This is a genomic window from Cloacibacillus porcorum, from assembly GCF_001701045.1.
Lineage (GTDB): Bacteria > Synergistota > Synergistia > Synergistales > Synergistaceae > Cloacibacillus > Cloacibacillus porcorum.
This window is the reverse complement of record NZ_CP016757.1, coordinates 2,816,879-2,834,247: the sequence shown is the minus strand read 5'-3', so window position 1 is coordinate 2,834,247 and position 17,369 is coordinate 2,816,879. Positions and strand designations below refer to the sequence as shown.

At 56.6% G+C, this 17,369-nt stretch carries 16 protein-coding genes; 10 read left to right on the top strand and 6 right to left on the bottom strand.

The features are described from left to right. Positions 1–179: 179 nt before the first annotated feature. From BED41_RS12880 to BED41_RS12870, 3 genes are all read right to left on the bottom strand, one after another. Positions 180–1,352, bottom strand: a complete 1,173-nt coding sequence (locus tag BED41_RS12880; protein ID WP_066747073.1) for an aminotransferase class V-fold PLP-dependent enzyme — start codon at positions 1,350–1,352, stop codon at positions 180–182. Position 1,353: 1 nt separating this feature from the next. Next, positions 1,354–1,932: a sulfurtransferase-like selenium metabolism protein YedF gene (yedF, locus tag BED41_RS12875; protein WP_066747071.1), complete on the bottom strand. Its 579-nt coding sequence runs from the start codon at positions 1,930–1,932 to the stop codon at positions 1,354–1,356. 98 nt (positions 1,933–2,030) lie between these two features. Continuing rightward, positions 2,031–3,683: an HD domain-containing phosphohydrolase gene (locus BED41_RS12870; protein WP_066747068.1), complete on the bottom strand. Its 1,653-nt coding sequence runs from the start codon at positions 3,681–3,683 to the stop codon at positions 2,031–2,033. A 215-nt stretch (positions 3,684–3,898) separates the two neighbouring features. Between BED41_RS12870 and BED41_RS12865 the strand changes: the two genes are divergently transcribed. Genes BED41_RS12865 through BED41_RS12850 form a run of 4 tightly spaced genes read left to right on the top strand, consistent with a single transcriptional unit; the run spans position 3,899 to position 7,383 of the window. After that, the gene (locus BED41_RS12865) at positions 3,899–4,732 is read left to right on the top strand and encodes a HesA/MoeB/ThiF family protein (protein ID WP_229712311.1); all 834 of its coding nucleotides are present in this window, start codon (positions 3,899–3,901) and stop codon (positions 4,730–4,732) included. Continuing rightward, complete coding sequence (locus BED41_RS12860; RefSeq protein WP_066747062.1) at positions 4,729–5,727, top strand: dipeptidase; 999 nt, start codon at positions 4,729–4,731, stop codon at positions 5,725–5,727. The genes BED41_RS12865 and BED41_RS12860 overlap by 4 nt, the downstream gene beginning before the upstream one ends. Next, entirely contained in the window at positions 5,727–6,008 is a 282-nt protein-coding gene (locus BED41_RS12855; protein ID WP_066747059.1) for a type II toxin-antitoxin system HicB family antitoxin, read from the top strand. The genes BED41_RS12860 and BED41_RS12855 overlap by 1 nt, the downstream gene beginning before the upstream one ends. 1 nt (position 6,009) lies before the next feature. After that, the gene (locus tag BED41_RS12850; RefSeq protein ID WP_066747056.1) at positions 6,010–7,383 is read left to right on the top strand and encodes a YjiH family protein; all 1,374 of its coding nucleotides are present in this window, start codon (positions 6,010–6,012) and stop codon (positions 7,381–7,383) included. Between the two features lie 104 nt (positions 7,384–7,487). Here BED41_RS12850 and BED41_RS12845 read toward each other — a convergent pair whose 3' ends face one another. Continuing rightward, on the bottom strand, positions 7,488–7,976 hold the full coding sequence (locus BED41_RS12845) for a YbaK/EbsC family protein (protein ID WP_066747053.1): 489 nt from the start codon (positions 7,974–7,976) through the stop codon (positions 7,488–7,490). Continuing rightward, the gene (locus tag BED41_RS12840; protein ID WP_066747050.1) at positions 7,966–8,985 is read right to left on the bottom strand and encodes a lytic transglycosylase domain-containing protein; all 1,020 of its coding nucleotides are present in this window, start codon (positions 8,983–8,985) and stop codon (positions 7,966–7,968) included. Before BED41_RS12840 ends, BED41_RS12845 begins: the two co-directional genes overlap by 11 nt. Positions 8,986–9,038: 53 nt before the next feature. Here BED41_RS12840 and BED41_RS12835 point away from each other — a divergent pair, with 53 nt between their 5' ends. From BED41_RS12835 to BED41_RS12810, 6 genes are all read left to right on the top strand, one after another. Continuing rightward, on the top strand, positions 9,039–9,908 hold the full coding sequence (locus BED41_RS12835; RefSeq protein WP_066747048.1) for a triphosphoribosyl-dephospho-CoA synthase: 870 nt from the start codon (positions 9,039–9,041) through the stop codon (positions 9,906–9,908). A gap of 88 nt (positions 9,909–9,996) precedes the next feature. After that, positions 9,997–10,362 carry a helix-turn-helix transcriptional regulator gene (locus tag BED41_RS12830; protein ID WP_066747045.1) on the top strand — a complete coding sequence of 122 codons (366 nt, stop codon included), beginning with the start codon at positions 9,997–9,999 and terminating at the stop codon, positions 10,360–10,362. Next, complete coding sequence (locus tag BED41_RS12825; protein WP_066747043.1) at positions 10,346–10,789, top strand: ImmA/IrrE family metallo-endopeptidase; 444 nt, start codon at positions 10,346–10,348, stop codon at positions 10,787–10,789. Before BED41_RS12830 ends, BED41_RS12825 begins: the two co-directional genes overlap by 17 nt. Positions 10,790–10,801: 12 nt before the next feature. After that, a complete protein-coding gene (locus BED41_RS12820; protein ID WP_066747041.1) occupies positions 10,802–11,758 on the top strand; it encodes a radical SAM protein in 957 nt (318 codons plus the stop codon). Positions 11,759–11,804: 46 nt separating this feature from the next. Continuing rightward, on the top strand, positions 11,805–12,968 hold the full coding sequence (locus tag BED41_RS12815) for an oxidoreductase (RefSeq protein ID WP_084002459.1): 1,164 nt from the start codon (positions 11,805–11,807) through the stop codon (positions 12,966–12,968). Positions 12,969–13,208: 240 nt separating this feature from the next. Beyond that, entirely contained in the window at positions 13,209–14,075 is an 867-nt protein-coding gene (locus BED41_RS12810; protein WP_066747039.1) for a MurR/RpiR family transcriptional regulator, read from the top strand. 108 nt (positions 14,076–14,183) lie between these two features. Here the strand turns inward: BED41_RS12810 and BED41_RS12805 are convergent, their stop codons facing one another. Next, positions 14,184–17,357 carry a PAS domain-containing hybrid sensor histidine kinase/response regulator gene (locus tag BED41_RS12805; protein ID WP_066747036.1) on the bottom strand — a complete coding sequence of 1,058 codons (3,174 nt, stop codon included), beginning with the start codon at positions 17,355–17,357 and terminating at the stop codon, positions 14,184–14,186. Positions 17,358–17,369 lie beyond the last annotated feature (12 nt).

Here is a 17,369-nt window from a genome sequence, read left to right as displayed (position 1 = left end):
TCCGCTTCTAGCGTCAGTCTGAACACAAAAACAAACCTAAATTGCTGTTTATATTTTCCTATTCATAGGAAATCGGCGTTTAGAAGTGCGAATAACGAAATGACTGGGGGCTTGGCAAGCGGAGGCGCACTAAAGTGCGGTGAGCATTGCCAAGCCCCCAGTCATGAAGTTAGTCGTGCTTATAAACGCCGATTTACCAGTTCGCTGATTGACTGAACGGTATAATCGATCTCTTCTTCCGTGTTGAAATACCCCGGCGAGAGGCGCAGTGCGCCCTCCGGGAAGGTGCCAAGCGTCCGGTGGGCCAGCGGAGAGCAGTGGAGGCCGGGGCGGCTCTCGATGCCGTATTGGTCGCTGAGGTCTCGCGCAAGCGTGCCGTTGTCCATACCGTCGACGTTGAAGGCGTAGACGGGTAGCCGCGGCGTGCCGTCTCCCGCCGCGCCGAGCAGGCGCATCCCTTTTATCGAAAGGAGCCCCTCTTCGAGACGTCTTCCGAGCTGTTCCTCTTTGGCGGCTATTGCCGTGATGCCGGTCTTTTCGAGCCATTCCAGTGCCGCGTCAAGTCCCGCAATGGCGGGGAGATTCGGCGTGCCCGCCTCAAATTTGTCCGGCATGAGCGTCGGCTGCGTCTCCTCGTGGGAGAGGCTGCCGGTGCCGCCGGTTATGAGGGGCGCGCACCTTTCGGCAAATTCGGGGTTCCAGATGATGCCGCCGGTACCCTGGGGGCCGAATAGTCCCTTGTGGCCCGTGAAGCAGAGGGCGGCTATGCCGAGCTCCTGAACGTCGATCGGCAAAAGCCCGCCAGTCTGGGCGCAGTCGACGACGAGCGGCACGCCGCGGCGGGCGCAGATCTCCGCCGCCTCTTCGATCGGCTGGACGGAGCCGCAGACGTTGCTGCAGTGAGTCATGACGACGAGGTCGGTCTTTTCCAGCAGCGCTTCGGAGAGCGATTTTGACGGCAGGTAGCCGCGCAGGCTGCACTGCAGCACGTCGACCAGTACGCCCTGCTCCTGCAGTTCCCGCAGCGGACGTACCACGGAGTTGTGCTCCATTGAGGTGGTGACGGCGCGCATCCCAGGCTTGAGAAATCCCCTGAGCACGATGTTCAGCGAATGGGTGACGTTTGATGTGAGCGTCACATATTTGGCGTTGGCCTTCGCGTAGCCGCCGAAGAGCTTCGCCGCGCGGGCGCGCGCCGTGAATACGATATCGAGGCTTTTAAGGTCGCGTTCAGAGGCGGAGCCGCGCGCGGCGTTCGCACCGGCACGCGTCATGAAGTCAAAGACCGCCTGCGGTACCTCCTGTGGTTTGGGCCAGGTCGTGGCGGCGTTATTCAGATAGATATGTCTCATATCAGCCGAGGACTATCGGCTTGTCCGCTCCGAAGACCGCCTCGGAAATCTCGAACATGTTGGATATAGTGCCGATAGTGATCTGGTCGGTGATCCCAAAATGTTTCGTGCAGGTGCCGCAGATGAGTATCTTTGTCCCCGCGGCTTCCAGCTCTTTGAGCGTGTCGAGTGTCGATGCCTCCGGCAGCGCCATTTTTACGCCCTCATTCATCAGGGCCACGGCCGATGGCGGTGTGGATGTCTTTGTCAGCGTTCCGATGTATGCCTTCATAAGCACCTCTCCGAGGCCGTCGGAAGGAGCGCCGATTTTGTCGGAGGTGAAGAGTATCGCGGTGCGTCCCTCTCCGTTTTTTTGTACCGCGGCGGCTTCGCCGCTCTTTTGGCCGGTGATGTATATGCCCTCGGCGCCGTCCTCGCGTGAGGCGGTATATCCGCGGCTTTCAAAGAAGCGTGTGACGTTTTCCGCCGCGACCTCGTTGTCCACGCAGGCGCGTATCTGGGCGGTACCTTTATCCGCCTCTTCTTTTACAAGCAGGACTGGTTTCGGGCATTCCAGTTTTCTAGCGTCGATTTCTATCATGATGTTTTCTCTCCTTCTTTAGAAAAACCGCTGACTATATGAGCCGCGCGGCGGCATATAATCAGCGGAAGATATATGGCTATAGGGATTAGCGGTCTCTAATACTTCTGCTGTTTCAGAAAGGCGATGAATTTTTCCACGAGCTGCGGGTCAAGACGCGTACCGGCCTGCGCGCGCAGTCTCTCAATCACTTCGTCTTCCGAAGGGATGCGGCGTCCGGGCCAGGGGCGCGTCATCTCGTTCCAGGCGTCCGCGATGGCGAATATCCTTGCCTGGATCGGTATTGCGCTGCCTGATAGCCCCTGCGGGAATCCGGTGCCGTCCCAGTTTTCATTCCACGCGTAAGGCAGCGCGGAGGCGGGGCGCAGGAGTTCTATCGCTTCCATGAAGTCCTTTGATTTTATCGGATACTTCCGGTATTCGCGCAGCTCCGCAGGCGTAAGCGGCGAGGTCTTGGTGCGGATGGAGAAAGGCAGCGAGAGCATACCCATACGGCTGAAGAGCGCTCCGAGGTAGATATAGATGAGATCTTCCTCTTCGAACCCGTTTTCCCTTGCGAAGTCCCGTGCCTTGGCGGCGCCTCTGACGAGCGCGGCGCGGAATTTTTCGTCTCCCGGTGAGAAGGCCGTCGCGATGTCTTCAAGCGTCTTCATGCAGAGGCGTCTGCCGGCCTCCGCGAAACGTTTGTAGACGGAGATCGTGATGTCGTCGGCTTTGTTCTTCTCACCCTGTTTAAAGTCGAAGAAGGCCATGAAGTCGTTCAGCGTGCGCTGGATGCTGGCAATCTCGTCGCGTTTGCGGTCTATCGTGATGCTGCGCGCGTCGCTGGCTTCGTCGCGGATAGCCTCTATCTCGTGCTGTAGGCGTTTCATGCGGTTTGTTATCTGGTGTTTCATAAAGAATCCGAAGAGGAATACGACGAAGAGCGCGGCGATCGCGAGAATGGAGAAGAGTATCTGCAGTTCACGCTCGGCGCTCTTGATATCCACGTTTTGGGAGATGCCGGAGATCCAGAAAGCAGGCGAGCCGGCGTGGTCGCGCACGAGCAGCCGCCCTGTGGTGAATGAATTTCGCGGGTCGGTATTGAGGATCATATTCGGAAGCTCCCGCCCCTTATCATTTTGCGGAACGGGCTCCACGGCGAAGGTGAAATGGAGGCCGCTGGTGATTTTATGGATCATCTTCGGCGAGAGGGCCATCGTGGCGATAAGGTAGCCGGCCTGGTCTCCGCCCTTGTCGGAGCGGCGTATATGCTTGACGGCGAAGAATATAGGTTCCTCACCCTTCATTACGATACCGCTTGTGCCGTCGACGGGGAGGTTTTTAAAGATATCCTCTCCCTGGTTGCTGAAGATCGCGGCGACCTCGCTCTCCGGAGTGGAGCTGTCGTCGGGGGCGCTGTAGTCGCGGGCGAATTTTACGTTGAAGTCGTTGTCTATGAATATCAGCGATGAGACGCCGATCTCCGTAAGAACGGCCCTGTTGAGGTATATATTCGGGTAGTCGGGGTTGAGGCCGGTCATATAGTCCCACGCTTTGTCTGAGTAGGCCCAGTTGCCAGCTATCGCCGAGAGCGTGCGCACCTCCCCGTTCAGGGTCACAGAGGTTCTGGAGAGGTCTCTGGTCATACGCTCTCTGTCAGTCTGTTCCGCTGATGTGATCAAAAAATTTGTAAACAGAATATCAAGTATCAGCAGCACTGACAGCAGTATTACTCCGAGAAAAAGTTGTGTTTTACACCTGAGCGTCATCTATACCCCTCCGGCAAGTTGAGATTAATTAATCCATGTCACCATATATTGTAACAGAATTTCTTGGAAATAAGACAAAAAATAGCGTAAAAGTATGGCTGATAAATTGTGAAATTACACAATTATGGGGTAAAATATTCTCGCGGCGTTTTGCGGCGCGGGATATGCGCGGCAAAGGTCCGTGATATCTATATCCTGACGGCGGAGGGATGTCTTTGAGTTTTAAAGAACCGGTTGAATATATGGCGGAGCGGGCCTCGCGTCACGGAGACGTTCTCACCGTTTCCCTGTCCGTCTGCCGCGAGGCGGCCTCTTTAAGCGGCCTGTCGGTTCGTGAGGCGGAGATCGCCGCGCTGCGCGGAGGGCTTTGCCCCGCGCGCTATGAGCGCACGATCGGCACCTTCGGCCTTGAGGGACAGGCGCGGCTGCTTGAGTCCTGCGCGGCTGTGGCAGGCTGCGGCGGACTCGGCGGCTGGATAACTGAGATTCTTGCCCGCGCCGGCGTGGGGCGGCTTATTCTTATCGACGGCGATGTCTTTGACGAAAATAATCTTAACCGCCAGCTCTACGCGACGGAGGAAAATATCGGTGAGCCGAAGGCCGCCGCCGCCGCCGAGCGTGTAAGACAGGTCAATTCCGGCGTCACGGCGGAATATTATCAGATGTTTATAGATGAGGCGAACGGCGCGGAGCTTCTCTCTCCGGCAGATGTGGTGCTCGACGCGCTGGATAACAACCGCGGACGCCGTGATGTATTCAGCCTCTGCCGGAGGCTCGGCATTCCCTTCGTTCACGGGGCGGTGGCCGGCTTTTTCGGCCAGGCGGCGGTGCTGCGGCCGCAGGACAGGCCGCTGTGGGAGAGCTCGGAACTCCCTGATAAGGGAATAGAACTTACTACAGGCAACCCGCCCTTTATACCGCCGTTTATCGCCTCGGTGCAGGCGGCGGAGGCGCTTAAAATTCTCGCGGGGCTTGAGGGAGGGCTGGAGCATACTCTGCTTTGGTTTGATCTTATGCGCTGTGATATGCAGAGGCTGAGATTAAAATGAAGACGAAGATCGTACTTGACGCGCACTTTGACATGCTGCTCGATGTGCTGGCCCTGCGCCGGCGCGGAGAGCATGCCGTTTTGGAGAGACGTTTTCTGCCCGGATTTCGCTCCGCCGGCATAAACGCCGTCGTCTGTTCTGTTTTTATCCTTGACGAGCTGGTACCCGAGGGGGCGCTTAGAAACGCGCTCGATCAGATATCGGCGCTGTATGCCGACCTTGAGGAGTCCGCTTCGTTCCGGCTATGCCGCAGCGTGAGGGAGTGCCGCGCGGCGGCGGACGACGGCAGGGTCGCCCTGTTTCTCTCTCTCGAGGGCGCGGAGCCGCTTGGACGCGATATCCTTCTGCTGCGCGTATTTTATGAGCTTGGCGTTCGGCTTCTGGGACTCGCCTGGTCGCGGCGCAATTATGTCTGCGACGGCGTATCGTTTGAGGCGGAGGCGCCAGCCTCGTCTCAGGGTTCGCTTACCGACTTCGGACGCGAACTGGTGGCGGAGGCCTGCCGTTTGGGCATGGTGATAGACGTGAGCCATCTGAACGACGCCGGTTTCCGTGAGGTCGCCCATATTGTGAAGGTTCCCTTCATCGCCTCGCATTCAAACTGCCGCGCGCTGTCCTCGTCGCCAAGGAATCTCGCCGACTGGCAGCTTGAATCACTCGCCGCGGCTGGCGGCGTCACGGGCATGAACGCCTATGGCCCCTTCGCGGCGGAGGAGCGTTCCGCGAGGACCCCGGAGGCGCTGCTTGCCCATCTAGACTATGTCGTCCGCCGTTATGGCGTGGAGCACGCCGGGCTGGGACTGGATCTCTGCGCCTGTCTCTTGGCAATCAACGCCGGATATATCGGTGAGGGGAACACGGACCTTTTCAAGGACCATGCTGACGCCGGAGAGAGATTTATCAAGGCTGTGCGTGAAAGATATAAAGAGGACGAGGCGGACGCCATTTTGGGCGAGAATTTCCTGCGTATCTTCGAAATGGTGATGGGCGGCTAATGGAGAGGTACGGCTATCCAATCGTCGTCTACGAAGAGCGGGCCGCCGAAGGGCCGCTGTGGATCGGAAATTTTCCCGGATTGAACGGCTGCTGGGTCGAGGGTTCGTCAAAGGAAGATGTGCTGGCGAGAGCTCCTTACGTGATCCACGAATTTGCCGCCGCCTGCCGTGAGCTTGGATGGCCGCTTCCAGGTCCCCCAGTCCTGTCCGAACTTGAGGAGACGGGGCTGGGAGAGGCCTTTTTCATCGAGGAATATTTACCGGAACACGGAGAGCTGTAACTTGGAATCTGTAACACACGACAAGAAGAATCTGCTTAAATTTGTAATACCATCTCTGCTGGGGATCGGCGTCTTTCTCGTTCCTTTCCCGCTGCACGGAGGGATGAATACTCTGATCGGGCACGCTAAAGAATTTTTGATGATGTCGATCATCGGGTGGCAGCCGCTTATAGTTTCGGCTCTCTCTCTCGTTGTGGCGCTTTTAACGGTGTCTGCGAGGTTTTTCAGGCCCAGGTGGATAATAGAGAACCATATTCTCCACGAGAATCTCTCCGGCGGTCCCGTATGGTTCGCCGCGCGCGTCTGCGCTTTGCCGATCTCGCTCTTTGTGCTTTTTGGCTCGCAGCACTATCTTGGTATCGGCGGCCCGCTCAGCATATTTGTGGCGAAGGCCTCGTTTATCGTCAACAATCTGGCTCCGCGCCTTATTATGCTCGCGATCGTCCTTGGGATATGGGCGCCTCTGATCATGGATTTTGGCCTTGTTCAGTTTATCGCCGTTTACGCGAGTCCTATTATGCGCCCGCTCTTCCGCGTGCCGGGACGCGCGGCGATCGACTGTGTCGCCTCGTGGCTAGGCAGCAGCTCGATGGCGGTCGTATTCACAGCGAAGATGTACGACGCAGGTTATTATACGGACCGCGAGGCGGCGGCGATCGTCTGTGGTTTCTCGCTCGCCGGTATATATAATATCTACGCGATCGCAGAGCTTTTCTATATGGAGTACGCGATGCCGCAGATACTTTTCGTCGTCTATCTCACGATGATCCTGCTGGCTGCGGTGCTGCCGCGGATATGGCCGCTCTCGACGATACCGGATAATTATTACCTGGGGCGTGACAACTACCACGCGCATCACACGGGAGAGCGTCACGGTCATTCGCTCTTTGGCTGGGCGATGCTTAGGGGGACGGCGAGGGCGCGCCATATGAACGTAAAGCAGTATCTGCATGAGAGCTTGGCGATAATATACACGCTGCTTTTCAGCACCGTACCGCTGATGGTGACATTCGGAACGCTGCTCTTCGTGGTTGCCGAAACGACAAGCATAGTGAAGATATTGGCCGTTCCCGCGGAGACGGCGCTTAAAACGATGGGGGCGATGGAGTCGAGTATAATCGCCTCCGCGACGGTTTTTTCCTTTGTCGACCAGTTCCTCGCCGTCACCTATGGACGGTTGCTGCTCACTGAGCAGGCCCGTTTCATCTGTATCTGTCTTTCGATAACGGGGCTGATAAACCTTACCGAGGTCGGTCTGCATGTGTGGCATTCAAACATCCCGCTGCGCTTCTGGCAGATGACGGTGGTATACGTGATGAGGATCGTCATGTCAATGGTCATCGTCATTCCGGCCGCGGGGCTGCTTTTTCCGTAACCGGCGGGAAATAAAAAGGCCGCCGTCTCAAGATACGGATGAGACGGCGATAATTTATGCGGCGTTAATAATATAGGCGGCTGCCTTTTGCGGTTGTCCTGCGCTCAGTCTTTTTTGATGTCGGCCTTCGTGCCGCCGGTGATCCTCAGCAGCTCTTCAGGCGCGACTGGGAAAAAGGCGTGGTCGGTGCCGGCGGCGGCCCACACCGTATGATAGAGAAAGAGATCCTCGTCGAGCAGCGTCGGCGGCTGTTCCGGATAGCCCACCGGCGGCACGCCGCCGGGGCGGAAGCCTGACCATTCCGTGCAGGTCTCGCCGTCGGCGAATGAGACGTGCGAAGCCCCCAAGAGCCTCTTGATCTTTTTGGTGTCAACGCGGTTGACGCCGGACATCAGCGCGAGCGCGAAGCTCTTCCCGTGGTTCACGCGCAGCAGTATGCTCTTAAGTATCTCTTTTTCCGGTGCGCCTACTGCCGCGGAGGCGTCGGCGACGGTGAATATGGTGGCCGTGGTCTCCCTTATCTGCGACGAACATTCGCTTTCTTCAAGAAATTTCCGTACCGTTTCTATTGGGTTGAAACCCTCACCTGGCATTTGTGCCCACTCCTTCCGGCCTTTTACCGGAGGCGACCTTTTTCATCAGCTGGGGGCGGTTCAGCGCCTCCGCGAAGAAAGATGGTTCTCCGTTCCGTTTTTCCTGGTCCGTTACGTTGTATATCTCTATATTCTCCAGCACTGAACGCACATACTCGCGTGTCTGCGGGTATGGGATCTCCTCTATCCATTCCACCCAGTCGCCGGCCTCCGTGTCCCACCGTGAGACCGAGGCCGCGCCGGCGTTATAGGCTGCGAGCGCGAGCGGCAGCTTGTTCGAAAATCTTGCCTTTAGGTGGGCGAAATATGCCGCCCCCAGCATAATATTGTGTGTCGGGTCATAGGGCGAAAGTTCCTCGTTTTTAAGGCGCGCCGCCGCCTCGCGCGCCGTGAATGGCATCAGCTGCATGAGCCCCACGGCCCCGGAGCGGCTCACGGCCTGTTCGTTAAATTTGCTCTCCTGCCTGATAAGCCCCAGCAGGATATTTTGTGAGACTCCGGTCTTTGCCGAGGCCACCGCGACCTCGCCGTTCCATCGCCGTATGTAGGCGGCGCGCGCGCAGGCCGAGCGCACGAGCCGCGTGAGGGCCGGATACCGCCCTTCATATGCCAGCACCAGGCTGTAAAAGTCAAGCGGATGACGCAGGGCGAGCAGCGAGGCGGCAACGGCGGCCTCCTCGCCTCTGCCAAGCCTTTCGAGGGCGCGTATCTTCCAGTAGGCGACGCGCGCGGGACGTATCTCAAAGGGTGAGGTCAGCGGGTTCTTCGACCAGCTGTTCAGAGCGGCTGCGGCGTCGCCGCTTTTCCACTCCCGCCAGCCCTCGCGCCAGTCGCTTGCGGCTTCGCGGTGCACCGCGCCGGATATGAGGGGGAGAGAGGCCAGAAGGGCGCATAAGACCGTAACGCGGAGCATAAACTTTCCCGCTCCTCCGTTCTTTTGCTTGCAGTCGGAGAATCTTTGCGTTATTTTATTGAAGATGATTTTTACCCCGGAGGGAATTGCATGCATATAACTGAGGCTCCTTGTTACATAAATATTATAGAGTATGCGGCAGAATGCCCATGAAGTCAAGAGCGGCTAAGTTGCTGGCCTCGGCGGCGCACGAAGCGGCGGTCCGCGAGGTGCTTACGACTCCGAAGCCTGGGCTTGTCGACGCTGAGGGAAGCGGATGCCATGAGGATATGGACTGCGCGCTTTTTATAAAGAGCGCGCAGGCGATCGCTCCCTTTTGGGAGGCACAGGCGCGTACCGGTCTCAACGGAACGCCGCCGTCGGAGGCGATGCGGGAGCTGCGGGCGGCGGGGGCGGAGATGGAGCGCGCGATGTTTGCCGCCACGGATGGAATAAACACCCATAAGGGGCTGATCTATCTGATGTCGCTGCTGCTTTACGGAGCGGGCTATATGTTATCGACGGAGGGCGAGGCGTCGGCGGACGGCGCGGCAAGGGCCGCCTCGCGCGCCGTGAGCGGCGCTGTGGCGAGGGAGCTTGGGCCGCTGGCCGCGAAGAGTCCGGATAGGCCTCTGTCGAATGGAGAGAGGCTCTTTTTAGAGTACGGTATCACCGGCGTCCGCGGCGAAGCGGAGAGGGCCTTTCCATCCGTTGTCAAAGACGGCCTTTCCGCTCTGAGGAATGCCTTGGACGGCGGAGCTGCGGAGAACGACGCGGGGCTGGCCGCACTGCTTGCGATAATGGCGGTCTGCGAGGACAGCAATGTGATACACCGGGCGGGATACGGCTACTGGAGGGATGTCTACCCGCGTCTCGTCGCGGATACAGCGGTGAAGTTTGACCCGCAGCGCCCCGACTACCGGCCGCTGTACGCGCTGGAAGCCGCTTTCCTGCCGCTGCGCGTGAGCCCGGGCGGCGCGGCAGATCTTTTAAGTTGTACATATTTTTTGAATTTTTTGCAGAAAGATATAATCTATTAGTTGTCATACTCTTGATATTGTTGTAATATAATAGGAACAAGTCTCATGTTGATTACAAAACTTCATATGGAAAGGGAGCCTGTGAAAAATGAGTCTAGGTAATAGAATCAAATCACTTCGTAAGGCGCAGCACCTCACACAGCAGAAACTTGCTGACAAAGTGGAAGTGAGCCGTATTTATGTTCAGGCGCTTGAGAGCAACCGCCGCCTTCCTTCAATGAAACTTCTTCAGAAACTGGCGCCGGCGCTCAACGTTGAGGTTACGGACCTTCTTATGGACTTTTCCACTCCCGACAAGCCGGGGCGCGTGCAGCTGGAATCGATGCTTGACAACGGCGAGCTTGAGATCTGGTACCGCAGCAAGAAGCTTTCGGAAAAGGAGCTCCGCCGGGTCTATCGTGTCATCGAAGCCGCTCTTGACGACTGGGATGAAAAGGATGCAGCCGGAGAATAACGCCGAAGAGTTAGAGGAAGAAAGTTTTGATGATTTCCCCTCCCCTCCGCCGGTAATTCCGGAATGGGCGCGGCAGGAGGGGAGCCAATGGCAGCGCCTCGATGAGTTTGACATCCTGGCAAAGGCCGAAGAGCTGACGGGACTCTCTCTTGAGATAAAATACGAGCCCCTTCCGATAGGAGTCTGGGGGATACATCTGGTGCGCGGCGAGCGCGGACGCGTATTCGTCAACTCACAGCTGCCTCCGTTCTGGCAGCGTTTTGCAATATTTCATGAGCTTTATCATCTGCTGAACCATACTAAGGGCGCGCGTTTCTGGCAGCATACGTTTGTTTCGATGGAAAGTTTTGAAAACCGCGCCGACAGCTTCGCCTGGGCCGCCGCTTGGCCCGAGTGGGAGGAAAACCAGTATTGCGACTGGAATTAGGGGCGTGGACTGATGGCGGATAAATTGAAGAAGCTGCCCTTTTTTTTGCCCTTCGCCGGGTGCCGCGGGCAGTGCGTATACTGTAATCAGCGGGCGATAACCGGGGTGACGGAGGTACCGAGTCCCGATTATGTCCGCGCCGTTTTGAAAGATATCAAAGAGCCGCGGGAGATATGCTATTTCGGCGGCTCTTTCTGCCGTTTCCCTGAAGAGACGATAAAGGCATACCTCGACTGCGTCGCGGAATACGCTCCGGCGGGCAGCGCCGTACGCTTTTCTACCTATCCGGGGGACCTGCGTGACGATGCGCTGCGCGCGCTGATAAAAAAATATCCCGTCTCGCGTATCGAGCTGGGTATCCCTACGCTTGACCCAGCCGTTCTCGCCGCCTGCCGCCGGGAGGCCGCCCCGGAAAAGATATTCGAGGATATCTCGCTCCTCATGAAGGATTCCCTGCCGGTTGGCGTTCAGATGATGATCGGGCTGCCGGGACAGCGCAGGGAGAGCAGCCTGCGTGACCTTACGAGGCTTGCGGAGCTCAAGGGCAGTGAACGCTGGGAGCTGCGTCTATATCCATGCCTTGTGATCGCGGGTACGGAGCTCGAACGGCTCTATCGGAGGGGTGAGTACCGCCCGCTTTCGGTGGAGGAGGCGGCCCTATGGGGCGGGGAGTTTATCGAGCTCGCCGTGGTATTTGGCTTTGTGCCGATCCGGATCGGTCTGCAGGAGACGGTGTCGCTGGCAGCGGAGGTTAAGGCGGGGCCGCACCATCCGGCGCTTGGCGAACTGATACTTGCGGAGGCGGAGGCCAGGAGGCTTGTGAAGCTTGTTCCCAAAGGCCCCTGGCAGGTCCCGCGCCGCGATATCTCAAAATTTCGCGGTCATGGCGGTTTTGGTATAAAACGCCTTGCAATACACGCCGGAATATCAGAAAATGAGGCCGCGAAACAGATAGTATATGAAAGCTGAATCTTGATCAAGGACAGATCAAAGGGCAGAAAAGGGAGTCGGGTAAATGAGGGAGACATGTGAGAGGGCGCAGATAATAAAATTATTCGAGCCCTTTGAGAATAAAACATTTCCAGTAAAAAACCGCTTCGTCAGGGCGGCGACTTGGCTTGGCGCCTGTGACGGCGCGACAGGCCGAGCCACGCCCGCCGCGATATCGCGCCAAGCGGAGACGGCGGCCGGAGGCGCGGGCACGGTGATATCGGAGTTTGCGTACGTCAGCCCCGAGGGACAGGCCGCGCCGAAGCAGTGGGGGATCGACGTGGAGGAGGCCGTCGGCGACGTCCGGCAGCTGTCCGCCGCCGTCCATGGAGCCGGTTCAAAGCTTGTCGTACAGATATGCCACGCCGGCGGCGCGCGCATGTCGGCCTCCTCGAGGGGGCTGCCCGCCTATTCTCCGAGCGGCGGCGAATACCCTGGCAGCGATATCATCGCCCAGGCGATGTCAGAAGAGGATATAAAAAAGGTCTGCCGCGATTTCGCGGCGGCGGCCAAAAGGGCGAAAGATGGCGGAGCCGACGGCGTAGAGATACACGGAGCCCACGGTTTCCTATTGACGCAGTTTCTTTCGCCGCTCATCAACCGCCGTGAAGACCGTTACGGCGGTAGTTTTGAGAACCGTCTGCGGCTCACGCGCGAGGTATATGCCGCGGTGCGCGGGGCCGTTGGCGCTGATTTTTCCGTATGGCTCAAGATAAGCGCCACGGAGGGCGCTGAGGGCGGATACGGCTCCGATGAGGGTACCGAGGCCGCCCTTACGCTGCTGCGTGACGGGGTGAATGTCGTAGAGGTCTCTTCAGGGACCGGTTATGCCACTTCGGAGCATATTCCGAGCGTAGTCGGCGTCTCAGCCGGCGAATCGGAGGCGCCCTTTGCCCCCTATGCGGCGAAGATAAGGGCATCCGCACCGCAAAACTCTCTGGTGCTGCTGACGGGAGGGCTGCGCTCGCTGCCCGTGATGGCCGCGCTGCTGGAGGATGGCGTCGCCGACCTTTTTGGGCTGAGCCGCCCGTTCAACGCGGAGCCGGACCTCATAAACCGCTGGGCGGAGGATGACGCGAGGCCTTCGGCCTGTATCTCCTGCAACGCCTGCTTCAAGACGGCCGCCTATGGCGTGGTGGATTGTCCAATCATGCGAGATCGCCAGGAGGGAAACTGGGACCCCCTATAGAACGGCGGCGCTGTTGTTTCTTTGCATATTGTGCTGAAATATTGCGGGCGGCTCCTGCCGCCCGCATTTTTTGTGTGGATCAGACCGACGGCGGCGTGTATTTTTATATTTTTTTTATGAACTTGCATAAAACAAAGTAGACTGTGGTTGACAAGTATGCAGAATAAAACTAAAATTCATAAGAAATGTTTCACAGAACAAATTTATCAAAAAATGTATGATTTTAAGGAGTGTATTTAGATGGACAGTACGCAGTTACAGAACCTTTTGATGGAAAAAGCACATACGATGCCGAACAAGGCGCGCCGTGTTGCGGAGTATCTGCTCGCCAACATGCGCGAGGCCTCCTTTCGTTCAATTGGTGATATAGCGGACGAACTTAAGGTTTCCAAGGCGCAGCTTGTGCGCGTCGCCCAGATGCTCGGCTTTTCCGGATACGCGGAGCTCAAAGCCTGCCTCCAGAAGACGATTCTCGAGCAGATCAATCCTGCGGCGCTGCTGGCGCGGGCGGTAAACTCAAGCGACTCATTCCCCGACAGCGTCTTCAAGGCAGAACACGCGAACCTTGACGATACGATGGCTCAGCTTTCGCCTGAAGAGACTGACCGCTTCAACGAGATAGTCAAAGGCGCCAACAACATCTACTGTATTGGATGGGGCATATCGTCGCTGGTCATGGAGCTGATGCAGATACGCCTTACGATAATGGGATGCCGCGCCTTCCTCTGCCGCCGCGGAGGCCTCTCTCTCTGGGAGCAGGTGCGCGGGGTTCGTGAGGGCGACGTCGTCATCGTCTGCGAGCTTCCGAGCTATGCCGTGGAGGTTACGGAGTCGGTGGAGATCGCCCATCGGAACGGCGCGAAAGTTATCACCATGACGGACAGCGCCGCCGCCCCCGTCTGCCGTTTTGCCGAGCTTCAGCTCAATGTTTCGGCCAACAGCCCGACCTTCGGCAGCAGCATCATCGGCCCGATCTTCCTTACGCACGTGCTCACCTCGTCGCTTGCGGTCTCGCTCGGAGCCGAAGCGAAGAAGTCCTTTGACGAGCAGGCGAGCTTCCTGCACGATGAGAGGATATTCCACCCCATATTCGGCCTTAAATATTAACGTGCGGTCCTTTAACGGCGGAGATTAAATCTTAAAAGCTGGCTTCCTTACGGGGCCAGCTTTTGTTTTGTGTGTGAGTTGTTGGATTTGTTATGCCTGTGACAAGTATCATGCAAGATATTTTTGCAGCAGCTTCTTTAAATTCTCAAAATTTATCGGCTTTGAGATATGGTCGTTCATCCCCGCTCTCAGCGCTTTCGCGACGTCTTCCGCGAAGGCGTTGGCCGTAACGGCGATTATCGGGATATCGCGTGCCTGCGGATGTTCGCTGCCGCGTATCTCACGGGCCGCCGTGTAGCCGTCCATAATGGGCATCTGTATATCCATCAGGATCGCTTGATATCTATCAGGCGCTGATTTCAGGAAGATATCTACGGCCTCTTTTCCGTTTTCCGCACAGTCCACCGCAAGTCCAGACTCTCGCAGTATAGTGGTCGCGATCTCCATGTTGAGTTCGTTGTCCTCTGCCAGCAGCAGCCTGGGTTTGCTCTTCCATTCCACCATTTTTATGTCGTCAGCGGCGGCCGGTTTGTCCTCCGTCTCCTGGGCCGCCGCCCTTAAAAACAGGGTGACGGTGAACTTGCTTCCCTCTCCCAGACGGCTTTCGGCTTCGATGCTGCCGCCCATAGTGGCGACTATTCCCTGAGCGATCGGCATGCCGAGCCCTGTGCCATGCACCTTGCGGACCTCGGAACTGTCCTCCCTCGCAAACGGAAGGAATATGTTGCTGAGAAATTCTTTGGAGATGCCGATGCCGTCGTCCTCTACCGTGAATACCAGACATATCCTGCCGCTGTCGCGCGAGGGCAGCTCTTCTGCGCAAACTTTGATGCTGCCGTTGGCGGGAGTGTATTTAACGGCGTTGGTCACTATGTTGAGAAGGGCCTGTCTGATCCTTCCAACATCGCCGATGAGATCATTGTGTTTTACATTGTCGCTGTCAAAGCTGATGTGCAGGGATTTTTCCAAAACGCTTGGCTGTATGATAACGGCGATGTCGGACATAAACGCACTGACTTGAAACGGTTCTTCATGTAACTCCAGCTTCCCCTTTTCTATTTTTGACATATCCAGTATCTCGTTTACCAGTTCAAGCAGGTGTTTACTGGATACGTTGATCTTACTTAGACAGTCTGTGACGCGTTCGGGGCAGTCAAGGTGCGCCGCCGCGATAGCGGACATCCCGACGATGGCGTTGATCGGCGTCCTGATGTCGTGGGACATCTGGGCAAGGAAGTTGCTCTTCGCCTCATTTGCCGTCTTGGCGGCCTCATAGGCGGTTATCAGCGCAAGCTGATTTTGTTCTTTCTGCTTCTTTTCTTCCTCGATATTATGGGCGGCTAAAATGACCTTTACCGGTGTGCCGTTGCGGCTTTCAGCAACTATCGTGTGGACCCTCATCCATCCGTACATACCTCCGTAATCGCGGCGGTACTCTGTGGCATAGATCAATTCGCCGCGGCTTACCCTGCGGCGGATCTCCTCCGCGGATAGTTCGTGCTGGAACCGTTCCTGATCGTCTTTGTAAATCAGATGGCAGCTGTATGTCTTCATCAGCAGACTAAAATTATCGCTTTCCTCAAGATATTTCGCGATATCGCTGCGCTGTGTGAATACCTGGAAGGTTTCCTGCTGCAGATCAATATAATAGACGGAATGGTAGAAGGAGGAGAGTCCTTTGATTATATTTTGAGACTCCACATAGAGCTTTTTCTGCCGCTCCTCCTCGATATCCTTGCGTTTTTGTTCGTTTATGTCCATATTTGCGAAGATGACGCTCTTTACGTGTCCATCTTCCATCTCTCCTACGCTGAAGCGCGACCGTACCCAGCCGACATGTCCGTCGGTGCAGATCCTGCGGAAGTCCACGTCATAAACGGGCTGTTCCGCGGAGAGCGTATAGCGCAGAAATTTAGGCGAACCGGCGCGCAGCATCTTCTCACGGTCTTCGTGGAACACGTGTTCTTCGACAAACTTCTTGTAATATGCAGACAGGCTGTCATGGGGAGCGATATCTGTGCCGTCTGCATGATCTTCCCGCCACACGGCCTCACCCCTGTCATTTTCGAGGTCGAAGAGGTAGACGGAGTAATAGTATCGGCAGAGATTGGACAATACCTTTTCGCGGCGCTTGCTCTCCCGTTTGTCGTCGACACAGCGTACTGTCAGCAGTATTCGTTCCGCCGCGCCCTGCCCGATACGGGTAGAGAAATAGGAATAGTAGTGCAGGACGCCGTCATTGTCCCATAGCCTGAAATCGCCCTCCAGATAGCTCTGTTTTCTGTAGTTCTTCAGGTCAAATATCGCTTTGAACTCGTTATGCTCCTCTCCCGGCATTTTAGCGCATATCTGTTCGCACAGGGTGTCGTACGAGCCGCGCTGTCCAAGGTCCAGCAGACTGCCAGAGTAATGGATGCAGCTGTATTCCATCTTTATAAGATCCATACTCATGACCAGAGTGTATATATTTGATACAGCGATCTGGGCCGTGACCTCGTTAAGTTTTTTCTCCACCTCGACGTCCTGCCCGTCGAAGGCGGCGATAACCCAGGGATGGTTCTCGGAATAACGCGGTGAGGGGAGGAAGCTTACGCGCCTCCAGGCTCCGTCCCTGTTTCGGTAGAGGCGTTCTACCCGTTTAATATTGCGGTCGATCTCTCCCTTTATGAGAACGGGATCTGTCAGTTCCAAGAGAGAGGGCCAATATTCCTCGGTAGCGACGGTGTTTATATAGTATTTAAGCAATTCGTTGTAATTTGAAAAAGACTGTGTCATACCACGGTAATTTTCCGGCATCTTGATTATCTTAAAGCAGCCGTCACGCAGATTACAGAGGAAGATGCCGTCATAGTTTTCCCCCAGTGTCTGGATGATCGCGGCATGTTCCTGCTCAATTTTGTGCATATCTGTGATATTTTGATGGTAACCGCGGAGGCAGATGCCGTCCTTATAGTTCCAGTCCCGTACGCCGCCGCAGCGCACATATATCGTTCCCCACAGCGGATGACTCCAAGGGTATTCTACTTCAGCCCTGTTACTTGAGACAAGTCTGTCCACGCAGCGGTGCACCGCGGGATAATAATCTTTGTGGATACGGCTGTACCAGGCCTGGTAGCACCCCTCTGGGGTTGGAGCATGATCAAGGCCAAGAAGTTCGAGCATGACGTTGTCCGCATACATCCGCGGCTCACGCCCCTCGTCGAGCTCTATCGCCCACAGCCCTGTCTGGGCTTCGTGGAGCACCTCCTGCACCTTTTCTATATCTTTAAAGTGATCCAGCATTATCATCCGTCT